General features: G+C 36.5%; 12 protein-coding genes and 1 tRNA gene. 5 read left to right on the top strand and 8 right to left on the bottom strand.

The features are described from left to right. Positions 1–55 precede the first annotated feature (55 nt). From xseA to BMX01_RS02000, 3 genes are all read left to right on the top strand, one after another. Entirely contained in the window at positions 56–1,381 is a 1,326-nt protein-coding gene (gene xseA, locus BMX01_RS02010; RefSeq protein ID WP_064082840.1) for an exodeoxyribonuclease VII large subunit, read from the top strand. 247 nt (positions 1,382–1,628) lie between these two features. Continuing rightward, positions 1,629–1,714: transfer RNA gene (locus tag BMX01_RS02005), tRNA-Leu, on the top strand. Between the two features lie 529 nt (positions 1,715–2,243). Continuing rightward, positions 2,244–3,452: an MFS transporter gene (locus BMX01_RS02000; RefSeq protein ID WP_074647659.1), complete on the top strand. Its 1,209-nt coding sequence runs from the start codon at positions 2,244–2,246 to the stop codon at positions 3,450–3,452. A 34-nt stretch (positions 3,453–3,486) separates the two neighbouring features. On the opposite strand, the gene BMX01_RS07810 is transcribed toward BMX01_RS02000, so the two are convergent. After that, entirely contained in the window at positions 3,487–3,663 is a 177-nt protein-coding gene (locus BMX01_RS07810) for a hypothetical protein (RefSeq protein WP_155727093.1), read from the bottom strand. 338 nt (positions 3,664–4,001) lie between these two features. Here BMX01_RS07810 and purR point away from each other — a divergent pair, with 338 nt between their 5' ends. Both purR and BMX01_RS01990 read left to right on the top strand, forming a co-directional pair. Beyond that, positions 4,002–5,021 carry an HTH-type transcriptional repressor PurR gene (gene purR, locus BMX01_RS01995; RefSeq protein ID WP_010945447.1) on the top strand — a complete coding sequence of 340 codons (1,020 nt, stop codon included), beginning with the start codon at positions 4,002–4,004 and terminating at the stop codon, positions 5,019–5,021. A 2-nt stretch (positions 5,022–5,023) separates the two neighbouring features. Next, positions 5,024–5,629, top strand: coding sequence for a DedA family protein (locus BMX01_RS01990; protein ID WP_064082837.1), 606 nt, complete (start codon positions 5,024–5,026; stop codon positions 5,627–5,629). Positions 5,630–5,712: 83 nt separating this feature from the next. Here BMX01_RS01990 and gyrB read toward each other — a convergent pair whose 3' ends face one another. From gyrB to cydD, 7 genes are all read right to left on the bottom strand, one after another. Beyond that, entirely contained in the window at positions 5,713–8,145 is a 2,433-nt protein-coding gene (gyrB, locus tag BMX01_RS01985; protein ID WP_074647656.1) for a DNA topoisomerase (ATP-hydrolyzing) subunit B, read from the bottom strand. A 331-nt stretch (positions 8,146–8,476) separates the two neighbouring features. After that, on the bottom strand, positions 8,477–9,361 hold the full coding sequence (gene ubiA, locus BMX01_RS01980; protein WP_064082835.1) for a 4-hydroxybenzoate octaprenyltransferase: 885 nt from the start codon (positions 9,359–9,361) through the stop codon (positions 8,477–8,479). Continuing rightward, a complete protein-coding gene (locus tag BMX01_RS01975) occupies positions 9,361–10,122 on the bottom strand; it encodes a DeoR/GlpR family transcriptional regulator (RefSeq protein WP_064082834.1) in 762 nt (253 codons plus the stop codon). The genes ubiA and BMX01_RS01975 overlap by 1 nt, the downstream gene beginning before the upstream one ends. A gap of 76 nt (positions 10,123–10,198) precedes the next feature. Next, positions 10,199–11,566, bottom strand: coding sequence for an adenylosuccinate lyase (gene purB / locus BMX01_RS01970; RefSeq protein ID WP_064082833.1), 1,368 nt, complete (start codon positions 11,564–11,566; stop codon positions 10,199–10,201). A 41-nt stretch (positions 11,567–11,607) separates the two neighbouring features. After that, on the bottom strand, positions 11,608–12,255 hold the full coding sequence (hflD, locus tag BMX01_RS01965) for a high frequency lysogenization protein HflD (RefSeq protein ID WP_064082832.1): 648 nt from the start codon (positions 12,253–12,255) through the stop codon (positions 11,608–11,610). Between the two features lie 115 nt (positions 12,256–12,370). Beyond that, entirely contained in the window at positions 12,371–14,044 is a 1,674-nt protein-coding gene (gene cydC, locus BMX01_RS01960) for a heme ABC transporter ATP-binding protein/permease CydC (protein ID WP_064083048.1), read from the bottom strand. A 38-nt stretch (positions 14,045–14,082) separates the two neighbouring features. Then, positions 14,083–15,822, bottom strand: coding sequence for a heme ABC transporter permease/ATP-binding protein CydD (gene cydD, locus BMX01_RS01955; RefSeq protein ID WP_064082831.1), 1,740 nt, complete (start codon positions 15,820–15,822; stop codon positions 14,083–14,085). Positions 15,823–15,894 lie beyond the last annotated feature (72 nt).

The following is a 15,894-nucleotide window of genomic DNA, read 5'->3' as shown; positions in this document are numbered from 1 at the left end:
TTTCTACTTTCGCATTACACTTTTACTTAATTTATTAATTATTTGACCGCTTGAGATGAATAATATTCTTACAATTACACAATTAAACTATTCTGTTCGACACCTATTAGAAATGGAAATTGGCCAAGTATGGCTGACTGGAGAAATCTCAAACTTCACTAAGCCAACATCAGGCCATTGGTATCTCACGTTAAAAGATGAACAAGCACAGGTCAGAGCCGCCATGTTCCGCATGAAAAATCAATGCGTTACCTTTCAACCGGCTAATGGTATGCAAGTCTTAGTGTTAGTAAATGTCAGTTTGTATGAACCAAGAGGCGACTATCAAATTATTATTGATAGTATGCAATTAGCTGGTGATGGCTTATTACAGAAACAATTTGAACAACTCAAATTAACACTCGCTGCGAAAGGACTTTTTGCACAATCATACAAAAAAAAATTACCTAGTTTTGCCAAGCGGATTGGTATCATTACCTCATCAACCGGCGCCGTATTACAAGATATACTTAATATTTTAAAACGGCGTGATCCAAATCTCGATATTATTATTTATCCAACACTTACTCAAGGTAAAGAAGCTGCCGCAGATATTGTGGCAAGCATTAATTTAGCTAATCGACGTAATGAATGTGATCTTTTAATTATTGCAAGAGGCGGTGGCTCCTTAGAAGATTTATGGTGTTTTAATGAAGAAATTGTGGCGTATGCTATTTTTCACTCTCAACTTCCGATTGTGAGTGCGATCGGGCACGAAACAGATATCACGATTGCCGATTTTGTGGCTGATTTACGCGCGCCAACGCCTTCAGCCGCAGCAGAATTAGTTAGTCGTGATCAACAAGAATTAATTCGCCAATTACATCACCAATTTGACAAAATTAACCTTGCCTTTGACCGCTTATGGTCACATAAACTAAATAGATTTGAACGGCTAACCCTACGCTTAACCGTACAACATCCAAAACGCCAATTACAGATACAACAAAAACAGCTCATTCATATTAAACACCGCTTAACGGCTACTATCACACAACTATTCGCAACCCAAAAACAACGCTGGCAAACATTAACTCAATACGTAAAACATAATAAGCTCCCACATTATGTTGCAAGTAACATACAATATTTTAATCAACTATCGCAACGATTAAACTTTACAATAGAGAAAAAGTTAAGCCAAGAACGGCAAAAACTCCAAGAATTGTGCACACGTATTGATGGCTTAAGCCCGTTAAAAATACTTGCTAGAGGCTATTCAGTTACACAAAATCAGCAAGGAAAGATTATTTATGATGCAAAACAAATTGCAATCGGTGATCGAATTGAAACACAATTATCGAAAGGCAATATTGTCAGTAAAGTCATCAGTATCAAATGACCACTTTTTAGACTTTTTCAAAGAAACCCAATTTTTCTTTAACAAATCAAGGTGTTAATCTTTGCTAGTCGATTTTATTCATAAAGTTATCCACAATTTATGTGAATAACTTTAACCGCTACATTGCATCTGTTGCTTTTTACAACAACTGATCTGGTTTATCTTTTTAGCCCTTGCATAAGCACTGAGATTTTTCTATAATCTTTCCGTCTTTTAATTTAAGCGATATGCTAAATTATCAACTCAAGCCTGAGTGACGAAATTGGTAGACGTAGCGGATTCAAAATCCGCCGGTGAATAACCGTGTCGGTTCGAGTCCGACCTCAGGCACCATATCTAAAATTCCTCCTTTGGAAAGTCAATACTCCTTAATGTTAATCTCTTCGTATAGCATTGTCGAATCCAAGCTAATTCAGGTTGGACCTCTCCTACATTATTTACATTACTAAAAATTAGAATCATTATGTAGAACCCAATAGCTACTGATGGATCACCATTTATAATTATTACTCTCCCGTTCCAGTCCTTTATGTAATAACCTAAACTAATATATTCCTTAACTTATTTCGTTTATCTGCTGCTCTTAGATAGTGAGTAAAAATAAAGATTTAAATCTAGTAAGGTAGAATTTTCACATAATTTCCTGATCACTGTTATGAACATAGCGATGATTTTTTAATCGCTTGTCGCATATAAATTATATGTTATTGCTTAATAAAAATGTTTATTTGCTTGATTTTGTTGCAATTATGTAACTTTTAAGATTATTTATTGTTACGTTTGGTAATCATATTTGCTGTTTTATGTTATGTTTATGTTATACTCACCTTCTCTGAAAACTAAGGACTTAGAGGATTAACAAATGACCTTAACAAACCAAGAAATCAATCAAAAGACTGGTATCAGCATGTTATTTATTTTGATCTTCGCTTACATCATGTTTGCGGCGAGCTGGGTCGGTGGTTCAACATTAGGCCATGAAATTTTAGATACTTATTTTGATGGGCACGTCTCTTCGGTAATGGGACAAGTGATCAACTACACCATTACGATTGCACGTATTTTTGCTAACTTTTTAGCAGCAAGCTTCCTCCTGCGTTTAGGCGTACGTAAAGCAGCTATCTTAGCACTTGGCTTACTCAGCTTCGCGATGGTGGCGGTCTGGATGCCAAACTATTGGTTATACACGGCAGCGCGTATGATCATGGCGCTCGGTGGTTCGATGATCATGGTATATATGAATCCAATTATGGCTAAATTCGTTGCACCACACCGTAAACTAGCGTACAACGCATTGGTCACAGCCTCTTATAATATTGGCGCATTTTTAGTAGCCGTAATGTTCGCCCTATGGTCTGATGCATTACGTGCGGACTGGCGTGTAACTTTAAGCGTATTAGCAGGCTTAGCGATCATTGCGGGTTTATTGTGGCTATGGAAAGCGAAAGACTTCGACACTAAAAACAACAGTGAAACAGAAGATTCCTATGACTATAAAACGGCATTGCGTGACCCATTTGTATGGAAAATCGCAATGGGCTTCGGTGGCTTCTTATTCTTATACGTGATGTCCTTAACCACTATGCCTTCAATCTTACCAAAACACGTACCTAATATGGATAGTAGCGTTATGTTACTGTCAATTAGTGGTGGCGGTATTTTAGGTACATTAATCATGTTACGTATGCGCTTAACCTTTCCAGTTCGTCCAGTATTAATTAGCGCAGTTATTGGTATGATTATAACGATGGGTGCAGCATTCCTATTTGCAAAAGATTCTGCAATATTTGCTTATGCCTTAATGTTTATTTCAGGTTGTATTATGTTTATTCAATATCCAATCCTCCTGAATTTACCGCATGAGTTACCAAACAGCTCACCACAGCGAGTAACCATTATGATTAGTTTAATTTGGGCGTTCGCATATACTTTCTATACCTTATTCAACTTAATATGGAGCTTAGTGCTAGATCTAATGACATGGGAACACTCAATGCAATTCTACTTTGCAATTGCATCTTTATACCTTGTTGCGATTATGTTATTGCCTGAAAACCGCAAAAAGCATTAAATTAATCTTGCTTTAAATGCCGTTTAAACACCGTTTAAATGGCATTTTTTCTGGTAACCATTTTGATAAATTCAACCACTTCTTTTTTCTCTCCTGCTAATTTTTTGCTTTTATAATGCGCTCTCTCAAAGAGCAATTGCCCTTTATTTGTATGTGAAATAATTTGAGAAAATAGATTGAATAATTCCTTTTGCTGAATTGCGCTAATCAAATAACCATTCCTATATGATTCCATTCAATAAATTTAGGAGCAAAATATTCCTAGGCACTTGATTCAAAATCCGCCGCCTTTAAAGCGTGTCAGTTCGAAGTCCGAACTCGGGCCCATCAAAAATTTTCTATTCTTATTAAAATCTCCATAAATTTTTCTATTTATAAAATATAACATCATTATGTTTTATTCTTTTCTTTCAACTAAACATTAGCACTAACACTCATTGAGTTCAACTTTATATTTTTATAATTTTTAAATTTTCGTCTAGTATTTTTGATCTATCTAAATAAATTTTCGTTATAATATTAGAATAATTTACTTTAAGAGAAAGGATTATGGCCACAATTAAAGATGTTGCTAAATTAGCGGGAGTCTCAACCACTACGGTTTCCCACGTAATTAATAAAACCCGCTTTGTAGCAGAAGAAACCAGCAAAACTGTTTGGAATGCTGTTCAGAAATTAAATTACTCACCAAGTGCTGTTGCGCGTAGTTTAAAAATAAACACAACCAAATCAATTGGTATGATTATTACTACAAGTGAAGCGCCCTATTTTGCAGAAATTGTGTTGGCGGTAGAAGAACATTGCTATCAACAAGGCTACTCTCTCTTCTTATGTAACACACAAAATGAACCAGAAAAGATTCAAAACCATTTAGATATGCTAATCAAAAAACGCGTTGATGGCATATTAGTTATGTGTTCTGAATATACCCGAAACTCATTAGAATTATTTAATGCCACCAATATTCCTATGGTGGTAATGGATTGGGGCAAAGCTCACGAAAAAAACGACCGCATTATTGATAACAGTTTTAATGGTGCTTATTTAGCGACACGCCATTTAATTGATAATGGCCATAAAGATATCGGCGTAATTTCTGGCTATTTAACTAAAACCATTTGCAGTGAACGTCTTGAAGGTTTTATCAAAGCAATGAAAGAAGCAAACTTACCGATTAGGGAAGAATGGATCTTAGAAGGCGATTTTGAACCAGAAAGTGGCTTCGAACAGATGAATAATTTGCTCCGTTTAGATAAACTACCCACCGCTATTTTCTGTTTTAGTGATACTATTGCATTAGGTGTATTATCTGCACTCAGTGAAAAAGGAATTGCCGTACCTCAAGATATTTCAATTATTGGCTACGACAATACCCATTCATCACGCTTTTTTTCTCCACCACTCACGACAATACACCAATCTAAATCTCGTTTGGGTGTTAAAGCGCTTAATTTATTATTAGAGCGAATTAAGCTAGGTCATAAAGAATATCAACCACACACTATTGAATTTCATCCAGAATTAGTGTTGCGTCATTCGGTTCGTAATTTAAATAAATCAGAGGAATAAAAATGGAATTTTTAATCGGCTTTTTTAGTAGCTATGGCTATTGGGCTGTCTTTTTAGTGTTATTAGCTTGTGGATTTGGTATTCCGATTCCTGAAGATATTACGCTTGTTTCTGGCGGTGTGATTTCAGGGCTGGGCTATACTAATGTGCATTGGATACTTGTTGTCAGTATGTTTGGTGTATTAGTCGGCGATAGCACGATGTATTGGCTTGGGCGCATTTATGGTGAAAAAATCCGTCAATTCCCGCTCATTCGTAACATTATTACTGAAGAACGTTATAAACAGGTACAAGAGCGATTTGAAAAACAAGGTAACCGCTTACTCTTTATTGCTCGTTTTTTACCCGGTTTGCGGGCCGTCGTCTATTTAGTTTCGGGTATTACTCGCCGTGTGAGTTTTACGCGTTTCTTATTAGTGGATTTTTCAGCCGCTATTATTTCTGTGCCTATTTGGGTATATTTAGGCGATTATGGTGCACAAAATATCAATTGGTTACATGAACAAGTTAAAAATGGACAACATATTATTTTTGCTGGTTTAGGATTACTCGCCATTTATGTGTGCATTAAATGGTATAAAGCCCGTAAGACGAAACAAGCACAATAAGCGATTTAATTTATTAAAAAATTAACCATTCTTACCAACAAAAAAAGCCCTTTATTTAGGGCTTTTTTTGTTAGTAGCAAAAATTAAATATCTAAATTAGCATATAATGCATTGCTTTCAATGAAATCACGGCGTGGTTCAACTTCATCGCCCATTAGCGTACTAAACAATTTATCCGCTGCAATCGCATCACTAATATTTACTTGCAACATTTTACGGGCAACGGGATCCATAGTTGTTTCCCATAACTGTTCTGGATTCATTTCACCTAATCCTTTATAACGTTGAATGGTTAAACCTTTACGAGATTCTTTCACTAACCAATCTAATGCTTCTGCAAAAGTTGATACCGCTTGACGACGCTCACCTCGCACAACATAAGCTGAATCAGCTAATAAATTATTTAATTGCTCACCTAATTTCACAATAAGGCCATATTCATTGCTGGTGATAAAATTAAAATCAATACGATAAGTCGTATCCATACCATGTGTTGTTACCACAATTTGTGGCTCGTATATTTGCCGTTCACTATTAAAAGAAACACTGGCTTGATAGCTACTGCCATTCACTTCTTTTGTATTAAGTGTGTTGACTAATTGTTCCGTCCAAGCGGTTATTTTTAGCTGTTCTTTGGCTAATTCAACTGAGAGGGCTGTACTGTAAATCAATTCATTTAATATCGTCATTGGATAACGACGAACTAAACGTTCAAATAATTTCTGCACGCCATTATATTGACTGATTAGCTTTTCTAAAGCTAAACCGCTTAATGCTGGAGCGCCTTCACTGACATATAATCCGGCTCCTTCTAGCGCAATATCAATTTCATACTGCAACATTTCATCATTATCTTGGATATAACGCTCTTGCTTACCTTTTTTCACTTTATACAAAGGCGGTTGAGCAATGTAAACATAACCGTTTTCTATCAATTCCGGCATTTGACGATAGAAGAACGTCAGCAGTAACGTACGAATATGCGCACCGTCAACATCCGCATCGGTCATAATAATAATTTTGTGATAACGTAACTTTTCAATATTGTAATCATCTCGCCCAATTCCTGCACCTAACGCAGTAATTAAAGTTGCCACTTCTTGCGATGAAAGCATTTTATCGAAACGTGCTTTTTCTACATTTAGAATCTTACCTTTCAAGGGTAAAATAGCTTGATTTTTACGATCACGACCTTGTTTAGCGGATCCCCCCGCAGAATCTCCCTCCACTAAATATAATTCAGACAAGGCTGGATCTTTTTCCTGACAATCCGCTAATTTCCCTGGCAAACCACCTAAATCTAGTGCACCTTTACGACGTGTCATCTCACGTGCTTTACGCGCGGCTTCTCTTGCACGCGCAGCATCAATAATTTTTGTGACAATATTTTTTGCATCATCTGGGTTTTCAGCTAAATATTCTGCTAATGCTTCATTCATTGAGCTTTCAACCGCCCCTCTCACTTCAGATGAAACAAGCTTATCCTTTGTTTGTGAAGAAAACTTTGGATCGGGTACTTTAACGGAAATCACCGCAACAAGCCCTTCACGCGCATCATCACCTGAAGCATCAATATTAGCGTCTACCTTTTTAACGACACCACTATTATCCATATAATTTTTTAAAGCGCGTGTTAAAGCACCACGAAAACCCGCTAAATGGGTACCACCATCACGTTGTGGAATATTATTCGTGAAGCAATAAACATTTTCGTTATAGCTATCATTCCATTGTAACGAAACTTCTACACCGATGCCGTCTTTCTCTGTAGCAAGGTAAAAAGGAGTGTTATGAATATGCGTTTTGCCTTCATTTAAATATTCAACATAGGCTTTAATACCACCTTCATATTTAAAGTGCTCTTCTTTACCTTCGCGTTCATCAATTAATTTTATCGAAACACCTGAGTTTAAAAATGATAACTCACGCAGTCTTTTAGATAAAATTTTATATTCAAATTCAGTTTTATTTTTAAAAATCGCTAAACTAGGCCAAAAGCGTACACTGGTGCCTGTTTTATCTGTATTACCAATAATTGTTAAAGGCGCATCAGGCTCGCCTAAACTATAAAATTGTTCGTGTACATGCCCTTCTCGGCGAATTGTTAATTGTAATTTTGATGACAGCGCATTAACAACCGAAACGCCCACGCCGTGTAAACCACCGGAGACTTTATATGAATTATCATCAAATTTACCGCCTGCGTGTAAGACGGTCATAATTACTTCTGCCGCAGAAACGCCTTCTTCAGGATGAATACCAACTGGGATACCACGTCCATCATCTTGTACAGAAATAGAATTATCTGAATGAATGGTAACAATAATATCTTGACAATGGCCTGCTAATGCTTCATCAATGGCATTATCCACCACTTCAAACACCATATGATGTAACCCCGTGCCATCATCAGTATCGCCGATATACATTCCCGGACGTTTACGCACCGCATCTAAGCCCCGTAAGACTTTAATACTCGAAGAATCATAACTATTTGTTTGATTTTGTTCAGACATTCGTTATTCCTATAATCTATCAAATTGAAAAAGGCTTTAACCGTTTGCCAAAGCCAAAAATTAGCAAGATTATAGCAGAAAAATGTGGAAAAGTATTAAAAAACAAGCGCGCTATTTTGGCTAGAATTTTGCAGAATCTTTGCAATATTCAAGCGCTTATTAAAATGAAATGAAATATGAAATGAATTTGAACAAAATGCTTTTATTCGCAAAAATTCTACCGCTTAGCGCTTCCTTTACAAATAAAGCCGTTACATTGAGGCTATTGCCACAATTGCTTTTAATTGATTAACCGTTTAATGATCAATTTATAGTATTCATCTATAACAACTTAAAAACCATAAATGCCCACTAGAATCGCGATGAAAATGCCGAAACCAAAGTAATTATTATTTAAGAATGCTTTAAAACATTGCTCTCTAACCCGTTGTTTTGTTAACCAACATTGATAAATAAATAAAGTTGAAGTTAAGGCTAATACAATAAAATAACCAATGTGATATTCACTTAACCACCCAAACAGAATAAATAAAATGAGTGACAAAAATTGTAATAGCGCAATAATTTTATTGTCGTATTGTGCGAATAAAATAGCGGTTGATTTAACTCCAATACGTAAATCATCATCACGATCAACCATTGCATACTGCGTATCGTAAGCAACTGTCCATAAAATATTAGCTAAAAATAATAACCAACATGTTAACGGCAAATCTTCAATCACTGCACCATATGCCATAGGAATCGCCCAGCCAAAAGCCATACCAAGTACGACTTGAGGCAAGTGCGTAAAACGTTTCATAAACGGATAAATAACCGCTAATGCCACGGCAACAAATGAAAGCAAAAATGCGTATTGATTGAGTGATAAATCCAATAAAAATGCAATGATTAACAGTACAAAAAATAACACTTTAGCTTCAACAGTGGTTACACGACCTGTTGCCAATGGCCGTTGTGAGGTTCGTTTAACTTTGCCATCTATATGGCGATCTGCATAATCATTAATCACACAACCTGCTGCACGCATGACAATCACGCCTAGTATAAAAATAATTAATATTGAACTAGACGGGATACCGCCTGCTGCAGCAAATAATGCCCATAATGTTGGGTGAAGAAGTAATAGAGTCCCAATTGGCTTATCAAAACGCATTAACTGCATGTATGCCAACCATTTATCTTTATAGCCATGTCGTTGAAAAAAAGTTATCATTAATTATTACAAATATAAAGAGTAACGTTTGTAGGTGCTAAATATTGCTGTAATTCTAACGGTAATGGCAAATCTGTAAATAGATAATTTACTTCACTGATGTTGCCTAAACGTACAATTGCACGTCGATTAAATTTTGAGTGATCAGTAACCAAGATAACTTGACGTGAACTTTGCATTAACGCTCTTTTCACTCGTACTTCGTGGTAATCATAATCAAGCATTGAACCATCTTCATCAATGGCACTGATGCCAAGAATACCAAAATCTAAACGAAATTCACTAATAAAATTAACCGTTGCTTCACCAATAATACCACCATCTGCCCGCAGATCACCACCTGCAATAGTAATTTGAAAATCATCTTTTTGCATTAAGATATGTGCTGCATTTAGATTGTTAGTCACAATTCTAAGATGCTGATGTGATAATAGTGCATAAGCGACCGCTTCAGAAGTGGTGCCAATATCTAAAAAAAGTGATGAACCATTAGGAATCATTTTTGCCACTTGCTGAGCAATTATATTCTTTTGTGCGGAAAAAAATTTTTTGCGCTCGCTATAATCACTATTTTCATTATTCGACGGCATTCCCGCTCCGCCATGATGACGGCGTAATAAATTTTTTTCTGCCAATTCATTTAAATCACGTCGGATAGTTTGTGAACTCACCGCCAATTGTGCCACAAGTTCTTCCGTACTAACATAGCCAAGCTGGTTAACTAATTCTATAATTTTATTATGTCGAATCGATTGTTTCATTTTATTCATCTTTTGAGTAAAAATATAAGCAAAATGACCGCTTGTAGCAAAAACAAGCGGTCATTTTTAGCAAATATTATAACTTATCTACAAGCTCAATCGCATATCCAATATAAGTAGCCGGGCTCATTTCTTTTAAACGTGCTTTTTCACTTTCTGGAATGGCGAGCGTATCAATAAACTGCCGTATAACGGCTTCATTTACACATTTACCACGTGTTAATTCTTTAAGTTTTTCATATGGTTTTTCAATACCATAGCGACGCATCACAGTCTGAATGGGTTCAGCTAACACTTCCCAATTTTGATTTAATTCATCTTGTAAATGCTGTTCATTCACTTCTAATTTGCTGATGCCTTTTAAAGTGGCTGAATAGGCAATTAAGCAATAGCCTAAACCAACACCAAGATTACGTAATACTGTAGAATCAGTTAAATCACGTTGCCAACGTGAAACTGGCAATTTTTGTCCTAAATGCGCCATCACGGCATTAGCTAAACCCAAGTTACCTTCTGAATTTTCAAAGTCAATCGGATTCACTTTATGAGGCATTGTTGATGATCCAATCTCTCCAGCAACAGTACGCTGTTTAAAATGATTTAACGCAATATAGCCCCACATATCACGATCAAAATCAATCATAATCGTATTAAAACGTGCTACACAATCAAAAAACTCTGCAATATAATCGTGTGGTTCAATTTGTGTGGTATATGGATTCCAATTAACTCCTAAAGATTCAACAAATTGTTGACTAAAGGTATGCCAATCAATTTCTGGATAAGCTGATAAATGTGCATTATAGTTTCCAACGGCGCCATTAATTTTAGCTAAAATATCTAAATTTTGTAATTGTTTATATTGACGGCGCAAACGATAAGCCACATTCGCCATTTCTTTACCAATAGTGGTCGGGCTCGCAGGTTGACCGTGTGTACGAGACAGTAGTGGAATATGTTGATAACGTTTAGCAAGCTCAACAATTGCATCAATCAATTTTTGCCATTCTGGTAATAATACTTCTTCACGTGCCATTTTTAACATTAATGCGTGAGAAGTGTTATTAATATCTTCTGAGGTACAAGCAAAATGAATAAATTCATTAATCGCTTGTAATTCAGCTAATGCATTACATTTTTCTTTCAAAAAATATTCAACTGCTTTTACATCGTGATTAGTTTCACGCTCAATCATTTTTATGTGCTTAGCATCATCAATGGAAAAGTTTGCCACAATTTGATCTAAGTAATCGTTTGCTTTTTGCGACAAAACTGAAACTTCGCTAATTTGTGGATGTGATGCCAATTTTTGTAACCAACGCACTTCCACAGTTACTCGAAATTTGAGTAAGCCAAATTCACTAAAAATTGTGCGAAGTGCATTTGTTTTATCTTGGTAACGACCATCAATCGGCGATAATGCTGTTAAAGCAGTAACTTCCATTATTTTCTCCAAAAATAGATAAATGTTGAAATGAGCATCTGCTAATCAGAAGATAGCTCAAAATCCTTATAAAATAGTTTTGCTTGATTAAAAATCTTTTTACGAGAAAACAAAAATTGCCAGCGACTACCACCAACTTGCTGCCATAAAATACCCGCTCGAACACCGGCTAATAAACTTGCACGGACTTTGTGCTGAATATCGGGTCTAACCAAATAGTCCTGTAAACCAAGAACCTGAATTTTTGAACCTAATGGGCTAATAATTTCACTATAAATAGCCGCTAAATTAGCAATTATTTGATCGGCCATTATGTCATTACCATATAAAGATAATTGGCGTTCAATTTGCTTTAGGCGCTGGATTAGTTGCGATTTTGCCACGGGATCTTTATTTAATTTCTGACTTAAGGCTAAGATATTAATCCAATAGCGGCCAATTTCTGTATCTAATTTACCATTACCACCGCCCATTTGTGCTTGCACAGTGGCTAATCCCATTGTTAAATGGGCGATATTGCCATCATAAACCGCTAAGGTCGACTGCGGTTGAGTAACCAATAAACTTTTTATTGTTGAACTAAACACAGCGCGATCCGCGACACCTTTATTCGCAAATTGTTGCACTAAAGTAGCCGCTTGGCAGATGCCGGCAAAGGCAATAGTAATGTCTTGGTAATCAGTCGCCATAATTAATCAAAAAATAACATAAAAAATTAGCTATGAATATAGCACTTATTCGCTTTGTTTTGAATGCTCAAGCAAAAATTTATCCTTAAATAGCTTAACCCCTCAGAAACATAGGCTATTCTGTATTAATTAATTTTCCATGATCTAAACGATACACCACATCAAATTGATCTAATCCAAATACGCGGTGCGTAATCATTAATAATGTCCTGCCCGTACAATGCTGTAAAATTAGCGCAAGAATTTGCTGTTCCGTAACACGATCTAAACCTTCTGTGGGTTCATCAAGTAACACAATTTCTGCGTGACTAAGCAACACTCTTGCTAAACCTAAACGCCGTTGTTCTCCACCAGAAAGTGGGCGTCCACCTTCACCCAGCCATAAGGCTAAACCGTGATCGTCGATCAAATAACTCAAGCCAACTTGCTGTAACACGGTAAGTAATGCGTTATCTGTCGCCTGTGGATCGCCAATCAATAAATTATCACGCAATGAACCATTGAAAATATGCACTCGTTGACTCAAGGTAACCATATTTTGACGCAAAGTTTGTTCTGCAAAGGCATTGATTTTATGTTGATTTAACCAAATTACCCCTTGATTAGCCTCGTAATGACGATTTAATAAATGAAAAATAGTGGTTTTACCACTGCCTGTTTTGCCAACAATTGCGACAAATTGCCCTTTTAATACTTCAAAAGAAAGCTGATTTAATGCATTGTCTGCTTGTGCAGGATAGCGAAAACAGACGTTCTCAAAGCGAATAAGCGGTTGATTTTCAACTGTTATTTGCCATTTTTCCTGGCCATCAAATTTAACCAATGGCTGTTGTTCAGTAATTTCATTCAAACGTTCTGCCGCAACAATAACTTGCCCTAAATGTAAAAATGCGAGGCCTATCGGCATCAAAATTTCCATTGATGCCATCACACAAAATACCACTAAAGCAATCAATGCTTCTGGATAATCAACATTTGTTACCGTGATAGCGGTTGAAACTAGATAAAGCACCACACATAACAACAAACCATTTGACAGAATCAATAAACCATTTGATAAACCGGTTAATTGGCTTTCTTTACTTTGTGCCTTAAACCACGCACTTTCAGTTTGTGCTAATTTGACGGTTGCTTGTGATAGGCTACCAAAAAGTAAAAATTCGGCATTCATTTGCACCCATTCAATAAATTGACTGCGATATGCTGCCCGCGCTTGAATAGCTCTTGCGCCAGATTTACGCCCCAAACGATAAAATAACCAAGGAAATAGCATTAATAGCGCCAATAAATTACCACAAATCAGCCAAACTAATAAAGGCGAAATAAATGACAAGCCAATAGCCATAAAAGCAATGACCATGATCGCACTGACAAAAGGAGACAAGAGATTAAGATATAAGGTGTCTAACGTATCAACATCTGCCACTAATCGATTTAATAGCTCACTATGGCGAAAATGATTTAATTTAGCCGGGCTAAGCGGTATTAATTTACGAAATACTGCCACACGTAAATTTGCTAGCACACGAAAAGTCGCATTATGCGTCACTAACCGCTCAAAATAGCGTGAAACTGTGCGACTAATCGCTAATCCTCGAACACCAGAAGAAGGATAAAAGAAATTGAAAATGAAGGAAGAACCTGCCAAAAAAGAAGCTGATAGAAACCAACCCGATAAACTTAACAAGCCGATACTTGCTGCCAAACTGGTAATGGCTAGCACAATCCCCAATAACAAAAGCCCCCAATGGGTACGATAAAGCGCGAAAAAAGGAAAAAGTGATTTCATAATAGGTAATTTATCATTCAAAAATTAAGTATCGTAGATCAATTTTGTGTTAGCCATTCATAATGGTCTATGCTTGAATGCGGACGATCAATCGTTAAATCGCCCGCTTTCATCAACCAAATTTCATCACAGTGTTTAAGATCTTCAATACGGTGAGTAATCATTAATGTAGTTTGTTTGCCTTTCAAGTTCTGTAATGCCTTTAAGACCTGCTGTTCTGATTGCAAATCTAAACTTGCTGTGGGTTCATCTAATAATAGCAATTCATAATGGCGTAATAACGCACGTGCAATTGCAATGCGTTGTGCTTGTCCACCAGAAAGACCTCCGTTTGCATCTTGTACTTGATAATCTAAACCTAACCGATCAACAAATTCATCTACTTTAGATAAAGCAAGCGCTTGTTTGAATGCAGGTTCACTAATATGTTGCTGGCCAAGTAAAATATTCTCTCGTAACGAACCTTTAATGAGTTGTGGATTTTGGCCTACCCAAGCTAATTTCGCTCGATATTGCGCTAAATTTAAGTCACGTAATTCGATACCATTAACCTTGACTGAGCCTTGATAAGCTAAAAAACCCAGCAACATATTCATTAATGAGCTTTTACCCGCCCCACTTGGCCCTACTAATGCGATCTGTTGATATGGACGAATCATAAAATTCAATGACTTAGTCAACGGTTTACCCTCTAACGAAAGAATGACACATTCTTTAGCCTCAATGGTAAGCGGACTGTTTACCAAATCTTTTTGCGTTGAACCTGCAAAATGGATAAATATCTCGTTATTATTTAAAAAGGCTTCAATATTATCTGCCGCGCCTAATGCGGCGGCTTTATCATGATAAAAAACGCCTAATTCGCGCAATGGCTGATAAAATTCAGGCGCCAACATTAAACAAAAAAAGCCAATAAATAAGCTAATTTCTAGCTTATAACCGCCAAAATGAAGTTCTCCTAAATAACTAACGCCAAAATAAACCGCCATCAGCGCGATTGAAATCGCCGTAAAAAATTCTAACACCGCAGAAGACAAAAAAGCCATTTTTAGCACATCCATCGTACTAAGTCTGAATGCTTCCGTATTTTGATGAATCTGTTCCACTTGCTGTTCTGTTTGGCCAAATAGTCGAATAGTTTCCAGACCTTTCAATTTATCTAAAAATTGACCGCTTAAGCGAGAAAGAATGCCAATATTACGTTGATTCACTTCTACCGCTTTCAAACCGACTAACGCCATAAATAAAGGCAATAAAGGCAAGGTGATCAATAAAATACAACCTGCCGCCCAATTAATGGGAAAAACCACCGCTAAAATAACTAGCGGTACAATAAGCGATAAAAATTGTTGTGGCAAATATCGCGCATAAAAATTATGTAGATTCTCAACTTGCTCTAACATTAATGCAGCCCAACTACCTGCCGGTCTTTGTTGAATAGCAATAGGTCCAATCGCTGAGAGTTTAGCAATAATTTGTGTGCGTAAGTGCTGACGTAATTGTTGCCCCGCTTTAAAGCCAATACGTTCACGCAGTAACGCCAATAACGAGCGCCCTAAAAAACAACCTAATAATAAAGCTAATTCAGTTAACAACAAATAGGACGGTTGTTTTTCAATAATTATATTATGTAGTATGGTCGCCAAGAGTGCCATCTGTGCAATCATTAAGGCCGCGCTTGCACTACCAAACAATACATTTAAATACAGCCATTTGCTAATGCTTTTTTGCTGTGTTCTTAGCCACTTTTGTAAATGCCTTTGCCGTTGTCTTTCCATTTTTTACATCTTATTACTAAATTAAAGAGATATGCTTTGTAATTTTAGCACGCCATTTATAAATATGAGTAA

Origin of the sequence: [Haemophilus] ducreyi (assembly GCF_900109315.1) — a bacterium.
Lineage (GTDB): Bacteria > Pseudomonadota > Gammaproteobacteria > Enterobacterales > Pasteurellaceae > Haemophilus_B > Haemophilus_B ducreyi.
Note: the sequence above shows the minus strand (reverse complement) of the source record. Positions and strands in the feature narration are given on the sequence as shown.